The organism is Polaromonas sp. P1_G2, assembly GCF_056405515.1.
This window is the reverse complement of record NZ_JBFUBY010000168.1, coordinates 1-12550: the sequence shown is the minus strand read 5'-3', so window position 1 is coordinate 12550 and position 12550 is coordinate 1. Positions and strand designations below refer to the sequence as shown.

Annotated in this window: 11 protein-coding genes; 9 read left to right on the top strand and 2 right to left on the bottom strand. The window is 64.5% G+C overall.

The features are described from left to right. The 9 genes from AC1D0P_RS16770 to AC1D0P_RS16730 form a co-directional block, all read left to right on the top strand. The coding region (locus tag AC1D0P_RS16770) for an ABC transporter permease (protein WP_477677786.1) at window positions 1-647 on the top strand (647 nt) is incomplete at its 5' end. Between the two features lie 82 nt (window positions 648-729). Then, window positions 730-2163 carry an ABC transporter substrate-binding protein gene (locus AC1D0P_RS16765; protein WP_477677785.1) on the top strand — a complete coding sequence of 478 codons (1434 nt, stop codon included), beginning with the start codon at window positions 730-732 and terminating at the stop codon, window positions 2161-2163. A gap of 209 nt (window positions 2164-2372) precedes the next feature. Then, window positions 2373-3245: an ABC transporter permease gene (locus tag AC1D0P_RS16760; protein ID WP_477677784.1), complete on the top strand. Its 873-nt coding sequence runs from the start codon at window positions 2373-2375 to the stop codon at window positions 3243-3245. A 1-nt stretch (window position 3246) separates the two neighbouring features. After that, complete coding sequence (locus AC1D0P_RS16755; protein ID WP_477677787.1) at window positions 3247-4122, top strand: ABC transporter ATP-binding protein; 876 nt, start codon at window positions 3247-3249, stop codon at window positions 4120-4122. Further along, the gene (locus AC1D0P_RS16750) at window positions 4119-5159 is read left to right on the top strand and encodes an ABC transporter ATP-binding protein (RefSeq protein WP_477677783.1); all 1041 of its coding nucleotides are present in this window, start codon (window positions 4119-4121) and stop codon (window positions 5157-5159) included. Before AC1D0P_RS16755 ends, AC1D0P_RS16750 begins: the two co-directional genes overlap by 4 nt. Before the next feature lie 79 nt (window positions 5160-5238). Next, the gene (locus tag AC1D0P_RS16745) at window positions 5239-6447 is read left to right on the top strand and encodes a M20 aminoacylase family protein (RefSeq protein WP_477677782.1); all 1209 of its coding nucleotides are present in this window, start codon (window positions 5239-5241) and stop codon (window positions 6445-6447) included. Between the two features lie 23 nt (window positions 6448-6470). Beyond that, window positions 6471-7568, top strand: coding sequence for a M14 family metallopeptidase (locus tag AC1D0P_RS16740; RefSeq protein ID WP_477677781.1), 1098 nt, complete (start codon window positions 6471-6473; stop codon window positions 7566-7568). Window positions 7569-7615: 47 nt separating this feature from the next. Further along, the gene (locus AC1D0P_RS16735; protein WP_477677780.1) at window positions 7616-9379 is read left to right on the top strand and encodes a sensor histidine kinase; all 1764 of its coding nucleotides are present in this window, start codon (window positions 7616-7618) and stop codon (window positions 9377-9379) included. Window positions 9380-9507: 128 nt separating this feature from the next. Beyond that, window positions 9508-9873 (top strand): response regulator, encoded by a 366-nt coding sequence (locus AC1D0P_RS16730; protein WP_477677779.1) that lies wholly within the window; start codon window positions 9508-9510, stop codon window positions 9871-9873. A 15-nt stretch (window positions 9874-9888) separates the two neighbouring features. On the opposite strand, the gene AC1D0P_RS16725 is transcribed toward AC1D0P_RS16730, so the two are convergent. Then, complete coding sequence (locus tag AC1D0P_RS16725; protein ID WP_477677778.1) at window positions 9889-10425, bottom strand: DUF1415 domain-containing protein; 537 nt, start codon at window positions 10423-10425, stop codon at window positions 9889-9891. Window positions 10426-10439: 14 nt separating this feature from the next. After that, the gene (gene ettA, locus AC1D0P_RS16720) at window positions 10440-12101 is read right to left on the bottom strand and encodes an energy-dependent translational throttle protein EttA (protein ID WP_477677777.1); all 1662 of its coding nucleotides are present in this window, start codon (window positions 12099-12101) and stop codon (window positions 10440-10442) included. Window positions 12102-12550: the final 449 nt, after the last annotated feature.

The following is a 12550-nucleotide window of genomic DNA, read 5'->3' as shown; positions in this document are numbered from 1 at the left end:
ACAGCCCCATGGGCGTGTATTCGGCGCTGCGCCGCGGCAGTTTCCTGAGCCAGGTGTTCATGACGATTTCGCTGCTGGGCGTATCGCTGCCGACCTTCCTGATCGGCATCCTGCTGATCCTGGTGTTCGCCGTGGGCCTGGGCTGGTTCCCGAGTTTCGGCCGCGGCGAAACCGTGCAGATCGGCTGGTGGAGCACCGGCCTCTTCAAGGCCGACGGCTGGCACCACATCGTGCTGCCGGCCGTAACGCTGGCGGTGTTCCAGCTCACGCTGATCATGCGGCTGGTGCGCGCGGAAATGCTGGAAGTGCTGCGCACCGACTACATCAAGTTCGCGCGCGCCCGCGGCCTGCCCGACCGCGTCATCCACTTCGGCCACGCGCTCCGCAACACGCTGGTCCCGGTGATGACCATCACCGGGCTGCAGCTGGGCGGCCTGATCGCCTTCGCCATCATCACCGAGACCGTGTTCCAGTGGCCCGGCATGGGCCTGCTGTTCATCCAGGCGGTGACCTTCGCCGACATCCCGGTGATGGCGGCCTACCTGTGCCTGATCGCGCTGATTTTTGTCATCATCAACCTGGTCGTCGACCTGCTGTACTTCGCGGTGGACCCCAGGCTGCGCGTCGGCAACGCGGCGGGCCACTGACACCTCAGTCCGCACCCTTTTCCTCCGCTTTTTTTTCCGTTTTTACCCCGCAAGCCCTCATCCCTTCCACCAGGAGTTCCCGATGAAATTCAAGTCCAAACTGCTCTCGGCCAGCCTGCTGTGCGCCTTCGCGGCCACCAGCTTTGTCGCATCCGCGCAGACCCTGAGGGTCGCCAACCAGGGCGACTCGCTGTCCATGGACCCGCATTCGCTCAACGAATCGCTGCAGCTCAGCGTGACCGGCAATGCCTACGAGGGCCTGGTAATCCGCAACAAGGACCTGAGCCTGGCCCCGGGCCTGGCCACCTCGTGGAAGCAGACCTCGCCGACTGTCTGGCGCTTCGAATTGCGCAAGGGCGTGCAATTCCATGACGGCATGCCGGGCGTGATCTCGCTGGTCTACATGATGAGCAAGAAGTGGTGCGAGACCAACCAGGCGACCCGGCCGGTGGACCGCCGCAAGGGCATCKAAAACGCGGCGTCCTTCCGCGCAAACGGCACCGGCCCCTACCGTGTACGCGAGCGCCAGCCCAATGTGCGCACCACCTTTGTCCGCAACGGCACCTACTGGGGCAAGATTGACGGCAACGTCCAGGAAGTGATCTACACCCCCATCGGCAACGACGCGACCCGCGTCGCCGCCCTGCTGTCGGGCGAGGTCGACGTGATGGAACCGGTGCCGGTGCAGGATATCGAACGCGTCAACGGCAACGCCGGCACCAAGGTGCTGGTCGGCCCGGAAATGCGCACCGTGTTCCTGGGCATGGACCAGAAACGCGATGAGTTGCTGTATTCGAACATCAAGGGCAAGAACCCGTTCAAAGACAAGCGCGTGCGCCAGGCGTTTTACCAAGCTATCGACATCGACGGCATCAAAAAGACCGTGATGCGCGGCGCCTCCAGCCCGACGGCGCTTCTGATAGGCCCCGGCATCAACGGCTTCCAGGCTGAGCAGAACAAGCGCCTGCCCTACGACCCGGAAGCAGCGAAGAAACTGATGGTCGAGGCAGGCTACCCCAACGGTTTTGAAGTGGCCATGAACTGCCCGAACGACCGCTACGTGAACGACAGCCGCATCTGCCAGGCCGTGGCCGCCAACCTGTCGCGCATCAACGTGAAGATCAACCTGCAGGCCGAAACCAAGGGCACCTACTTCCCCAAGGTGCTGCGCCGCGACACCAGTTTTTACCTGCTGGGCTGGACGCCGGCCACCTATGACGCGCACAACGCGCTCAATGCACTGGTCGCCTGCGTGGACGACAAGGGCGCCGGCCAGTTCAACCTGGGCGCGTATTGCAACCCCAAGGTCGATGAACTGACCAAGAAGATCCAGTCCGAAACCGACAAGACCAAGCGCAACGCGATGATCAAGGAAGCCTTCGACATCCACAATGCCGACGTCGGCCACCTGCCGCTGCACCAGCAGTCGCTGGCCTGGGGCACCAGCAAGAAGATCGAGCTGGTCCAGCTGGCCGACAACTTCATGTTCTTCAAGTGGATGACCATAAAAAAATAAACACTCCCTGTTGCCTTTTCGCTGCGCGTAACGGCCTCTCCCATACAGGGCAAGTAACCACCCCCCTGTTGCCTTCTCGCTTCGCGTAGCGGCCTCTCCCCTGCAGGGGACAACAGCTGCGGCCCGGCAAAGCCGGTTCCGCGCTGTTGCTGGCTGGCACGGGTCTCGCTTCATTCGCCCTTGATGACACTGACTGCACGCTCCTTCTGATGAAAAAAACCCTTGCGCGCTGGCTTGACAGTGATGTAGGCCACAGCTTTCGCACATCACCGGTTGCGATGGTGGCGGCGGCCATTGCGCTGGTCTGCATTTTTTGCTCGGTGTTTGCCGGCTGGGTGGCGCCGCATGACCCGTTCAACCTGAGCACGCTGGAACTCAGCGATGCGCGCCTGCCGCCGGCCTGGAGCGCGCAGGGCAGTTCCAAATACCTGCTGGGCACCGACGACCRGGGGCGCGACATCCTGTCGGCGCTGATGTACGGCGCGCGCATCTCGCTGGTCGTGGGCTTCGCCTCCGTCATCCTGTCCATGCTGGCCGGCGTTTCGCTGGGCCTGCTTGCGGGCTTTCGCGGAGGCTGGATTGACTCGGCCCTGATGCGGGTCTGCGACGTGATGTCCTCGTTTCCGCCCATCCTGGTCGCGTTGCTGATTGCGGGCGTGGGGCGCGCGGTGTTTCCCGACGCCAGCCAGTTGCTGGCCATGGGCGTGCTGATTCTGTCGATCTCCATGGGCCAGTCGGGCTGGGTCCAGTACGCGCGCACGGTGCGCGGCTCGACCATGGTGGAACGCGGCAAGGAATACGTGCAGGCCGCCCGCGTCACCGGTGTGGCGCCGCTGCGCATCATGCGCCGCCACGTGCTGCCCAATGTGATGGGGCCGGTGCTGGTGCTGGCGACCATCCAGGTGGCGACCGCCATCATCACCGAGGCCACCCTCTCCTTCCTGGGCGTGGGCGCGCCGCCCACCTCGCCCTCGCTGGGCACGCTGATCCGCGTGGGCAACGACTACCTGTTCTCGGGCGAGTGGTGGATGCGGCACGCTGCGCGCGCTGGACGACATTTCCTTCGACATCGCGCCCGGTGAAATTCTGGGCGTGGTGGGCGAATCGGGTGCGGGAAAATCGCTGACCGGCGCCGCCATCATCGGCCTGCTGGAGCCGCCTGGGCGCGTGGCCGGCGGCCAGGTGTTGCTGGAAGGCGAGCGCATCGACAACCTGCCGCACGAGCGCATGCGCCACATCCGCGGACGCAAGATAGGAGCGATCTTCCAGGACCCGCTGACCTCGCTGAACCCGCTCTACACCATAGGCCGGCAACTGGTGGAAACCATACAGGCCCACCTGCCAGTGACGGCGCGGGAAGCCAGGGCGCGCGCCATCGAGCTGCTCAACGACACCGGCATCCCGGCGGCYGCGCAGCGCATAGACCACTACCCGCACCAGTTCTCCGGCGGCATGCGCCAGCGCGTGGTGATCGCGCTGGCACTTGCGGCCGAGCCCAAGCTGATCGTGGCCGACGAGCCGACCACCGCGCTCGACGTGTCCATCCAGGCGCAGATCATCACCTTGCTCAAAGACATCTGCAGGCAGCGCGGCGCCGCCGTGATGCTGATCACCCACGACATGGGCGTGATCGCCGAGACCTGCGACCGCGTGGCCGTGATGTATGCCGGGCGTATCGCCGAGATAGGCCCGGTGCACCAGGTGATCAACCACCCGTCGCACCCCTACACCGCAGGCCTGATGGCCGCGATTCCCGACATCGCGGTGGAGCGCGAGCGCCTCTACCAGATCGACGGCGCCATGCCGCGCCTGAACGCCATCCCACAGGGCTGTGCCTTCAACCCGCGCTGCCCCAAGGCTTTTGACCGCTGCCGACAGGACAKGCCCGACCTGATGCCGGCCGGCGCCACGCGCGCCGCGTGCTGGCTGCACGATGCGCATGCGGGAGTGGTGGCATGAGCGGGATCCYGAATATCGAAACATTGCAAAGCGCAACGAGCGCGGAGGCCCCGCTGGTCCAGGCGCATGACCTGGCCAAGACCTTCGACGTATCGCCTCCCTGGTTGAACCGCGTGCTGGAACGCAAGCCCCGCCTCTTGCTCAAGGCCGTTGACGGCGTGAGCTTCGAGATTGAAAAGGGCAAGACGCTGGCGCTCGTCGGTGAATCGGGCTGCGGCAAAAGCACCGTGGCGCGCCTGCTGGTGGGCCTGTATGAACCCACGCGCGGCGGCCTGACCTTTGACGGCCAGAACGCCCATGCGGTGTTCAAGACACCGGCCGGGCAGCAACTGCGCAGCCGTATCCAGATGATTTTCCAGGACCCGTACGCGAGCCTGAACCCGCGCTGGACGATCGAAGACATCATCGCCGAGCCGCTGCGCGAGCACGGCATCCTGGAGGGCGGCGCCGCGCTCAAGGAGCGCGTGGGCGAGCTGCTCAAGTCAGTCGGCCTGTCGCCGCTGGACATGCCAAAGTACCCGCACCAGTTCTCGGGTGGGCAGCGCCAGCGAATCTCCATCGCGCGCGCGCTGGCCACCGAGCCTGAATTCCTGGTCTGCGACGAACCCACCTCGGCGCTCGACGTGAGCGTGCAGGCGCAGGTGCTCAACATCATGAAGGACCTGCAGCGCACGCGCGGCCTGACCTACCTCTTCATCTCGCACAACCTCGCGGTGGTGCGCCATGTCAGCGACCAGGTCGGCGTGATGTACCTGGGCCGCCTCGTGGAACTGGCCGACAAGCACAGCCTGTTCGACAGGCCGCGCCATCCCTATACACGCATGCTGCTGGACGCCATCCCCAAGATGCACGACACCGGCCGCGCCCGCACCCCGGTGTCGGGCGAAGTGCCCAATCCGCTGAACCCGCCCGGCGGCTGCACCTTCCACCCGCGCTGCCCGCATGCCAACGAACGCTGCCGCAGCGAAAGGCCGGAGTTCCTGCCGCTCGAAGGCGTTCGTGTGGCCTGCCATGCGGTCGAAGAAGGCCGGATTTAGGCACTAATACCAGGAACCCAGGCACTGTCATGCAAAGCGGAACCGGCTTGGGTAATATGTACTCTTAGGGGACATCATCATGAAAATCATTGAATCCATCCTGGCCGGAGCGGCCGACATCGCGGCCGTGCGCCGCGACATCCACGCCCACCCTGAACTGTGTTTCCAGGAAGTGCGCACCGCCGACGTGGTCGCGCAAAAGCTCGAGTCCTGGGGCATCCCGGTTCACCGCGGCATGGGCACGACCGGCGTGGTCGGCATCGTGCATGGGCGCGACGGCGGCGCTTGCGGCCGTGCCGTGGGCCTGCGCGCCGACATGGACGCCCTGCCCATGCAGGAGTTCAACAAATTCCCCCATGCCAGCACACAGCCGGGCAAGATGCACGCCTGCGGCCACGACGGCCACACCGCCATGCTGCTGGCCGCGGCGCGCCACTTCTCGCAGAACCGCGACTTTGACGGCACGGTTTACCTGATCTTCCAGCCGGCCGAAGAAGGCGGCGGCGGCGCGCGCGAGATGATCAGGGACGGCCTCTTCGAAAAATTTCCCGTCGAAGCCGTCTTCGGCATGCACAACTGGCCGGGCGCGCCTGTCGGCACTTTCGCCGTCAGCGCGGGGCCTGTGATGGCGTCGAGCAACGAATTCAAGATCACCATACGCGGCAAGGGCGGCCATGCCGCGATGCCGCACACCGGCATAGACCCGGTGCCGGTGGCCTGCCAGATGGTGCAGGGCTTCCAGAACATCATCAGCCGCAACAAAAAGCCGGTCGACGCGGGCGTCATCTCGGTGACCATGATCCACGCCGGCGAAGCCACCAACGTGGTGCCCGATTTTTGCGAGCTGCAGGGCACGGTGCGCACCTTCAGCATCGAGGTGCTGGACCTGATCGAAAGACGCATGAAGGAAGTCGCCGAACACACTTGCGCCGCCTTCGAGGCGCGCTGCGAGTTCAAGTTCACGCGCAATTACCCGCCCACCGTCAACAGCGCCGCCGAGGCCGACTTCGCGCGCCGGGTGATGGGCGACATCGTGGGGCCGGCCAACGTACTGGCGCAAGAGCCCACCATGGGCGCCGAAGACTTCGCCTACATGCTGCAGGCTAAACCCGGCGCCTACTGTTTCATTTCCAACGGCGACGGCGCGCACCGCGAAATGGGCCACGGCGGGGGGCCCTGCACACTGCACAACCCGAGCTACGACTTCAACGACGACCTGATCCCCCTGGGCGGCACCTACTGGGTCCAGCTGGCCACGCGCTGGCTGGGCACGGCTGCCAGGGCCTGACCCTGACCTCCAACAACGACACCATGAACATACATGCGGCTTTTTCGGCCAGCTATGCGGCTGCGCGCGCCAAATTCCTCGAGGCGGCCGGCGCCGCCGGCATGGCGCTGCGTTCGTACGAACACCCGCTCAAGGGCCGCGACGGCGAAACCTTGGCCATGGACGTGGCCCTGGACGGCGAACCCGATGCCGAACGCCTCTTTGTGGTCAGCAGCGCCTGCCACGGCGTGGAAGGCTACTGCGGCTCGGGCGTGCAGGTGTACGCCGCGCACGACGCCGAATGGCGCGCCAGGGCCCGCGCGGGCGGCGTGGCGGTGCTATACATCCATGCGCTCAACCCGCACGGCTTTTCGTACGCGCGGCGCACCACGCATGAAAACGTGGACCTGAACCGCAACTTCCATGACTTCAGCCAGCCCCTGCCCGAGAACGAAGCCTACCGCGAAGTCCACGACCTGCTGCTGCCCGAGCAATGGCCGCCCACGGCAGCGAATGAGGCCGCCATCGCGGCCTATATAGACACCCACGGCGTGACGCGCTACCAGGCGGCGGTGTCGCAGGGGCAGCATGAATACGCCGACGGCATGTTCTTCGGCGGCACCGCGCCGACCTGGAACAACCGCACCCTGCGCGAAGTGCTGCAAACCTTCGCGCAGCAAGCCACACGCATCGCCTGGATGGATCTGCACACGGGCCTGGGCCCCAGCGGCCTGGGCGAGCGCATCTTTGCCGGCAACGACGACGCTAAATCCCTGGCGCGCGCACGCGCCTGGTGGGACGGCGGCGGCGCCACGCCCGTGACCTCTTTCTACGACGGCTCCTCGACCTCGGCCAAACTCACGGGCCTGATGTCGTACGCCGCGCACGACGAGTGCCCGCGGGCCGAATACACCGCTATGGCCATGGAATACGGCACGCTGCCCATCCTCGAAATGATAGGCGCGCTGCGCGCCGACCACTGGCTGCACAAGCACCCCGAAGCGCCGCCCGAGGTGCACGCGGCGATCAAGCGCCAGATGATGGACGCGTTCTACGTCGACACCGACGAATGGCGCACGCAGATCGTGGCGCAGGCGCGCGAGGCCATGTTCCAGACGGTGGACGGGCTGGGCACACCCTGATGCCGGCACGGCGGCCCGTCACTCCACCCGAGCACAAAAGCCGCGCCATGCCGTCCGACGCCGACCTGCAACTCCAGCTCAAGCAGTTGCAGCAGCAACACCAGGCGCTGCAGGCCGACTACCGCGAGCTGCAACTTGAAAAGCAGAAGCAGGAAACCTCGGCCACGCTGTGGCTGGAGCAGCGCACCCGCGAGCTGCAGGCCGAGGCGCTGGAGCAGAAAAAAGCCGAAACCCTGCAGCGGGTGTTCTACCGCATCGCCGAGCGCGCCGCGGCCGACCTGTCCTTTTATGACTTCCTGCAATCGGTGCACGGCCTGCTGGGCGAACTGCTGTATGCGAAGAACTGCTACGTCTGCCTTTACGACGCGCAAAAACAGCGCAAGAATTTCGCCTACTACGTGGACGAGCGCGACGGCGACACCCTGCAGTTGAGCGACGTGCCCTACCGTCGCGGGCTGACCGAGTTCGTGCTGAGCACCGGCCGGCCGCAAATCATCGATGCGGCGCGGCTCAAGCTGCTCGAAGCCGGCGGCCAGGTGACGGAAGGCAGCGGCGACATGACCTTCAGTTCCTGGCTGGGCGTTCCCATGCACATACGCGGCACCATAGGCGGCGTGCTCGCGGTGCAGGGCTATGAACCGGGCGTGGCCTACAGTGATTCGGACGCGGACATCCTCTCCTTCGTGGCCAATCACGTCAGCAGCGCCATCGAGCGCTACCAGGCGCTCGACGAACTGCGCAAATCGGAAGAGCGCTACCGCACGGTGATTGAAAACGTCGGCGTCGGCGTCGTGGTGGTGCAGGACGGCCGCATGGTGTTCGCCAACCCCAGCCTGGAACGCATCGTGGGCCATCCGCGGGAATACCTGCTGTCCCAGCCCTACACCGCGACTGTTCACCCCGACGACCTGCCGGTGATGCGGGAGCGCCACGAACGCCGCCTGCGGGGCGACGAGGTCGACTCGATGTACGGTTTTCGCGTGATCACCCAGGCCGGCGAGGTGCGCTCGCTGGAGCTCTCCGCCGTGCAGATCGAATGGGGCAAGCGCGAGGCGACCCTGATCTTCGTGGTGGACGCCACCGCCCGCCTGCAGGCCGAGCTGACGCAGCGCCAGACGCTGCAGCGGCAGACCGAACTCAACGACATGAAGTCACGCTTCATCTCGGTGGCTTCGCATGAATTCCGCACGCCGCTGGCCTTCATCCTGTCGTCCGCCGAGCTGCTCAAGCACTATGGCGACCGCCTGCCCGAACCCGAAAAAACCGAAGTCATCGCCACCATAGAAACCGGCGTGCAGCGCATGACCCAGATGCTGGACCGCGTGCTGCTGCTGGGCAAGGTGGAGGCGCAAATGCTGGAGTTCCAGCCGGCCGAGGTCAACCTGCAAACGCTGTGCCAGGACTTGGTCGAAGATGCCCGCATCCAGCATTCGGAAGGAGGCTGTGAGCTGGCCCTGGAATTCGAGGCCAGTCCGGCGATCGGGCTCTTCGATGAAAAGCTGCTGCGGCATATTTTCGGCAACCTGCTGTCCAACGCCATCAAATATTCGCCGCAGGGCGGGAAAGTCCTGTTTCGCGTCTTTTCTTCGGAAGGACGGGTGGCCTTTGAGGTCTCGGACCAGGGCATAGGGGTTCCGGCCGAAGAACTTCCCCACCTGTTTGAATGGTTTCACCGGGCCAGCAACGTCGGCGAAATCCAGGGCACGGGCCTGGGCCTGGCCATCGTCAAGAATTCCGTCGACCTGCACGGCGGCCGCATCGAAGTTGCCAGCACCGTGGGCCAGGGCACGCGCTTTACCGTCACGATTTGAACATTCAAGCCCGGCAACGCTATAAGATGGGCCACCAGACCGGCGCTGCGGCACAGCCCGCCGGCTGGCGGCACAGGGAATATCCGCCCCTCCAACAATGACAGCGGGGCCTTCAATGCGAAAGAAAAATGGCGCGCATCCTGGTGATTGAAGACGAGTCCCATATACGGGACAACCTGCTGCGCTTCGTCCGGCTGGAGGGCCATGRAGGCCTGTCCGCCGCGGACGGCCAAGCCGGCCTGCAACTGGCCCGGGAGCAGCTGCCGGACCTGATTTTTTGCGACGTGATGATGCCGCAGATGAACGGCATGGAAGTACTGGCCGCGCTTCAGGCGGAGCCCGCGCTCAGGCAGGTGCCCTTTGTGTTCCTGTCGGCCAGCGCGGAGTCGGAGCGGCTCGAAGAAGCCCTGCGTCTGGGTGCCAGCGGCTATGTGACCAAGCCTTTTAACTTCGCCCAGCTGCAGGCGGTGCTCAAACAGTATTTGCCCAAATAGGGCCGGCACTCGCGGTTAAAGGCCCAGCGCCTTCCAGCCCATGTGGCCGAGTTTTTCAAGCGTCGCGATGTTCTGCTCGAAGATGGCCTCGGCCTCGGGGAATGCCTCCACGGCCTTTTCGACGCTCTCCTCGCGCAGCAAATGCAGGATGGCGAAGGGCGCGCGGTTGGTGTAATTGCCGATGTCGTCGGGCTCGGTGCCGTCAAACTGGAACTGCGGGTGAAAGCTGGCCAGCTGGATCACGCCTTCCAGGCCGTGTTCATCCACCACGCCTTCGGCAATTTCCAGGAAGTCATTGAAATCCAGGAAGTCCTCGAACAAGGTGGGATGGATCAGCAGCGTGGTGTCGACCTCTTCGGCCGGCGTCGCCGCCAGCAAGTCCAGTTCGCGATCCAGTTCTTCAAGCAGGTCGTCCGCATGCCGGGCACGGCTCACCACCAGGCGCACCTGGTTCTTCACGTAGACCGCCTTGGCGAACGGGCACAGGTTGAGCCCGATCACGGCCTTTTCGAGCCAATGGCGGGTCCTGTCCAGGACCTCCTGGTCTGTCATGACAGCTCGCAAGCCTAGTGCAGGGCTTTGAAACGGACGCGTTTTGGCTTGGCACCCTCTTCACCCAAACGCTTCTTTTTGTCGGCTTCGTACTCCTGGTAGTTGCCGTTGAAGAAGGTCCACTGGCTGTCGCCTTCGGCGGCCAGGATATGGGTGGCGATGCGGTCCAGGAACCAGCGGTCATGGCTGATCACCAACACCGAGCCGGCGAATTCCAGCAGCGCGTCTTCGAGCGCGCGCAGGGTTTCCACGTCCAGGTCGTTCGAGGGTTCATCGAGCATCAGCACGTTGCCGCCCGCGATCAGGGTCTTGGCCAGGTGCAGGCGCCCGCGCTCGCCGCCCGACAGCATGCCGACGCGCTTTTGCTGGTCGGCGCCGTTGAAGTTGAAGCGGCCGGCATAGGCGCGGCTGGGCATGGTGAACTTGCCGACGGTCAGCATGTCCAGGCCGCCGGAGATGTCTTCCCAGACGGTTTTTTCATTGGCCAGGTCGTCGCGGTGCTGGTCGACGAAGGCCATGCGCGCGGTCTTGCCGATGGCGACCTCGCCGCTGTCCGGTGCTTCCTTGCCGGCGATCAGCTTGAACAACGTGGATTTACCCGCGCCGTTGGGGCCGATGATGCCGACGATGGCGCCTGCGGGCACCTGGAAGCTCAGGTTATCGATCAGCAGGCGGTCGCCGAAGGACTTGCTGACGTTCTTGAACTCGATGACCTCATTGCCCAGGCGCTCGGCCACGGGGATGAAGATTTCCTGGGTTTCGTTGCGTTGCTGGTATTCGAAGTCCGAGAGTTCCTCGAAGCGGGCCAGGCGCGACTTGCTCTTGGCCTGGCGCGCCTTGGGGTTCTGGCGCGACCATTCGAGTTCCTTCTTCAGGGCCTTGGCGCGTGCTTCCTCGCCCTTTTGCTCCTGCGCCAGGCGCTCGCCCTTCTGGTCCAGCCAGCTGCTGTAGTTGCCCTTCCAGGGGATGCCGTGGCCGCGGTCCAGCTCCAGGATCCACTCGGCGGCGTTGTCCAGGAAGTAGCGGTCGTGGGTGATGGCCACCACGGTGCCTGAAAAGCGCTGCAGGAACTGCTCCAGCCAGTCCACCGATTCGGCGTCCAGGTGGTTGGTGGGTTCGTCAAGCAGCAGCATGTCGGGCCGTGACAGCAGCAGGCTGCACAGGGCCACGCGGCGTTTTTCGCCGCCCGATAGCACGCCGATCTTGGCGTCCCAGGGCGGCAGGCGCAGCGCGTCGGCGGCGATTTCAAGCTGGTGTTCGGAATCGGTGCCGGCGGTGGCGATGATGGCTTCCAGGCGGGCCTGCTCGGCGGCCAGTGCGTCGAAATCGGCGTCGGGCTCGCCGTAGGCCGTGTACACGGCTTCGAGCTGGGCCTTGGCGGCGAACACCGCGCCCATGCCGGCTTCCACGCTTTCGCGCACCGTGTGCTCGGGGTCCAGCTTGGGTTCCTGCGGCAGGTAGCCGATGTTCAGGCCCGGCATGGGGGTGGCTTCACCCTCGATTTCCGTGTCCAGGCCGGCCATGATCTTGAGCAGCGTGGACTTGCCGGAACCGTTGGTGCCCAGCACGCCGATCTTGGCGCCCGGGAAGAAGCTGAGCGACACCTCTTTGAGGATATGGCGCTTGGGCGGCACGATCTTGCCGACCTTGTTCATAGTAAATACGTACTGAGCCATCAGGATTAACTTTGGTAAAAATGAAAAACAATGCCAGAAAACGGGCTGCCGGCGGTCCGCAAAAATGGTTTTACGGGCTGCCCTGCAGGCTTTCTTGCGGGCTGGAACGACACGCCGCGCCTGGGCGCAAACGCCTTTTGGCAAAGCGTGATTTATGCGTGAATGCCCCCATTATCGTTGCTGTGCGACAATACAGGCGTTGCTGGCTCCAGTTGCCTGCAACATTTGGGCACATCCGGGTACCGCTTCAAGTGGCTGCTTACGATGTTTTCGGCCCACTTTCTGACCCCATCTGCCTTTGACTGGCGGGTTGCCTTCCAGCAAGGTGCCCAACAGGCCGATCTAAAGCGCCACACGGCGCAACATCATGACATTTGAAGAATTGAACCTGGCCCCGGCCATTCTGAAGGCCGTGCTCGAGCAGGGCTACGACACCCCAACCCCCATCC

Excerpts from the sequence above, each read along its gene's own strand:
- AC1D0P_RS16745 (WP_477677782.1), top strand. The coding sequence starts at position 5,239 with ATGAAAATCATTGAATCCATCCTGGCCGGAGCGGCCGACATCGCGGCC.
- AC1D0P_RS16740 (WP_477677781.1), top strand. The coding sequence starts at position 6,471 with ATGAACATACATGCGGCTTTTTCGGCCAGCTATGCGGCTGCGCGCGCC.
- AC1D0P_RS16735 (WP_477677780.1), top strand. The coding sequence starts at position 7,616 with ATGCCGTCCGACGCCGACCTGCAACTCCAGCTCAAGCAGTTGCAGCAG.
- AC1D0P_RS16725 (WP_477677778.1), bottom strand. The coding sequence starts at position 10,425 with ATGACAGACCAGGAGGTCCTGGACAGGACCCGCCATTGGCTCGAAAAG.
- ettA (WP_477677777.1), bottom strand. The coding sequence starts at position 12,101 with ATGGCTCAGTACGTATTTACTATGAACAAGGTCGGCAAGATCGTGCCG.